The organism is Cupriavidus sp. R6-3, from assembly GCF_059772245.1.
In genome coordinates this window covers 1-1,432 of the sequence record NZ_JCBAJO010000437.1, presented here as the reverse complement: position 1 = coordinate 1,432, position 1,432 = coordinate 1, and the positions used below count along the sequence as shown (strand labels likewise).

The window sequence follows — 1,432 nt, the reverse complement described above, 5'->3', positions numbered from 1 at the left end:
CAGCCACGCGCAACCCGGCAGCGTCGCCGCCAGCAGCACCGCGGACAGCAGCATCAGCCCGGTCAGCCCGATCGGCCCGACCAGCCATCCCGACAGCAGCGGCCCGGTCAGCCCGCCGACGCTGGCGCCCGCCGCAATCACCGGAAACAGCCGGCGCGCCTGTTCGGGGCGGAACACGTCCGCCATCAGGCTCCACGCGACCGACACCACGAACAGATTGAACACCGACAGCCACACGTAGAACACCCGCGCCAGCCAGACATCGTCGGGCCGCGCGCGCGTGGCGAGCGCGAAGGCCAGCAGATTGGCGATGAAGAAGACATAGACCCAGGGCACGAAGCGCCGCCGCGGCAGCCGCGAGCTGCACAGGCCGTACAGCGGAATCGCGGCCAGCATCACGACGAAGGTCGCGGTGAACAGCCATTGCAGGTTCTGCACGCCGCCGGCGATGCCCATCGTTTCGCGCACTGGCCGCAGCATGAAGTAGCTGGCGAACAGGCAGAAGAAGAAGCCGAATGCCGCGACTACGGCCGCGTGTTCGCCCGGGCGGATGCCGAGCGCGCCGAGGCGGCCGGGGCCGTGGCCAGGGTCGGGGTGCGGAGGCGGGGCGGCTGCCATGCCCGGCGATTGCGGTGGACGGGCGCTAGGTCAGCAGCGCCGCGATGCGCTCGCGCTGCTGCGCGTCCGGCATGCGGCCGAGCGCCGCGCCGAGGTTGTCGCGCATATGGCGGGGATTGGACGTCGCCGGAATCGCCGCGGTCACCGCCGGATGGCTGACGATGAATTTGAGGAACAGCTGGCCCCAGCTGCTGCAATCGAGTTCGGCCGCCCAGGGCGGCAGCTGGCGTCCTTGCACCGCGCGGAACAGCCGCCCGTCCTGGAACGGCCGGTTGATCAGCACGCCGATGCCGCGCTGCCGGCACAGCGGCAGCAGCCGGCGCTCGGCCTCGCGCTCGCCCAGCGAGTAATTGATCTGCACGAAGTCGATCTTCTCGCTGCGCACGATCTGCTCGAGCCGCTCGTGCGCATCGGCGCGATAGTGGGTCACGCCGATATAGCGGGTCTTGCCCTGTTCCTGCAGCCGGCGCAGGAAACGCAGGTTCTCTTCCCAGTCGATCAGGTTGTGGACCTGCAGCAGGTCGACGGTGTCGCTGCCCAGCTCCTGCTGCGAGCGCGCCCATTGCGCCGGCGCGCTGCTGCTCGACGCCGAGATCTTGGTGGCGAGGAAGACCTGCCTGCGGCCATTGTGCAGCCGCAACAATTCGCCGGTGACGGCCTCGGCGGCACCATAGCTGGGCGCGGTATCGAGAACGGCGCCCGGCATCCGCAGCAGCAGCGACATCACCTCGGACAGCGGGCTCTGCTGCAGGCCCTGCGTCGGCGCGTCGAAGGTGTCGGCGGTGCCCAGGCCGATCACCGGCAGCGTTTCGCG

Annotated in this window: 2 protein-coding genes; both read right to left on the bottom strand. The window is 70.0% G+C overall.

The genetic code is table 11. From position 1 onward, the window contains the following. Nucleotides 1-618: MFS transporter (locus AC6EI8_RS26465; RefSeq protein WP_498383389.1), on the bottom strand; the 618-nt coding region annotated here is incomplete at its 3' end. Nucleotides 619-643: 25 nt separating this feature from the next. After that, nucleotides 644-1,432: aldo/keto reductase (locus AC6EI8_RS26460; RefSeq protein WP_498383388.1), on the bottom strand; the 789-nt coding region annotated here is incomplete at its 5' end.